At 27.4% G+C, this 1593-nt stretch carries 1 protein-coding gene; it reads left to right on the top strand.

The annotated features are described in order from the left end of the window. Window positions 1-34: 34 nt before the first annotated feature. Window positions 35-1593 (top strand): IS1182 family transposase (locus ARA56_RS16210; RefSeq protein WP_055268520.1); only part of this gene is annotated, 1559 nt, incomplete at its 3' end.

Here is a 1593-nt window from a genome sequence, read left to right as displayed (position 1 = left end):
AATTTGAACTTCCTTTTTTGCGCATAGTAATAATATGAAAAACTTCACAAAAAATGTGATTCCTATGCAACAAATAGGATTTGCATTACAGGTTCCTTTTATACCAAGTGAAGATGATTCAGTAAGATTGCTATTTGAAGTTACGGAGGGATTAGATTTTACAGATTTATATAAAACATACTCTACATTAGGTAGAAATCCAGCAATCGACCCTGCCATCTTATTTAAAATATTAATATATGGATGTATGAATAAAATATATTCTTCAAGAGATTTAGAAAAAGCTTGTAAAAGAGATATAAATTTCATTTGGCTTTTGCAAGGGCAAAAGGCTCCGGATCATAATACCATTGCACGATTTAGGAGTAAACACCTACAAGGATGTATATCAGATTTGTTTAATCAACTTATTGCAAAGCTTGGAGAAATGAATGAGATTAGATATGAAAATTTATTTATTGACGGGACTAAAATCGAAGCGAATGCCAATAAATATACTTTTGTATGGAAGAAAGCAACTGATAAGTTTGAATCTAAACTACAAGAAAAAATCAAAAAAACTTTTGAAGAAATACATGAAAATTTAGATATTAGAATTGCTAACATTGATCAAAAAATATCTGTTGATTATGCTAGTAAGATACTTGATAAATTAGAAAATATAAAAAAAGAAAATTCTACTGAATTTGTTTATGGGAAAGGCAAAAGAAAAAGTAAACTTCAAAAATACTATGAGAGTATTCAAGAATTTATTGAAAAGCAAATCAAATATGATAACTATAATAGTATATTTGATGGTCGTAATAGCTTCTCTAAAACAGATAAAGACGCGACTTTCATGCATATGAAAGATGACCATATGCAAAACGGCCAATTAAAACCTGGTTATAATATTCAAATAGGGGTAGAGGGTGAATATATTGTTGGTATAGATATTTCTAGTGAAAGATCAGATCAATTAACTTTTATACCCTTCTTAGATAAACTAGAAAAAGATTTACCAAAGAAATTTGAAAATGTTATCGCTGACGCCGGCTACGAAAGTGAAGAAAATTATATGTACTTATCAAAACATAATCAAAAATCATACATAAAGCCTCAAAACTACGAGAAATCAAAAAATAAAAAGTTTAAAGTTGATATAAGTAAAAGAGAAAATATGATTTATGATGAAGAAAATGATTATTATATATGTGCATATGGCAATAAATTAGTACCTATATCAAGTAAAATAAAAACTTCTAAATCTGGCTATAAATCCAATGTTACAATTTACGAAAGTGAAAACTGTAATGAGTGTCCTTATAAAAGTAAATGTACTAAAGCAAAAGGAAATAAACGCCTACATGTATCAAAAGATTTTGTAAAAAAACGTAAAACTTCATTAGAAAATATCTCGACTGAAAAAGGAAAGTTATTAAGAATGAATAGATCTATTCAGGTCGAAGGAGCTTTTGGAGTATTAAAACAAGATTATGGTTTTAGAAGATTTTTATCAAGAGGAAAAAATAATATTAAAACTGAATTTGCACTTTTGAGCTTTGCTTATAATATTCAAAAACTCTTTAATAAGATGAGTCAAAATAGAAATGG

Origin of the sequence: Clostridium disporicum (assembly GCF_001405015.1) — a bacterium.
GTDB classification, from domain to species: Bacteria; Bacillota; Clostridia; order Clostridiales; family Clostridiaceae; genus Clostridium; species Clostridium disporicum_B.
The sequence above is the reverse complement of the archived record's forward strand: the minus strand, read 5'-3'. Positions and strand labels throughout refer to the sequence as shown.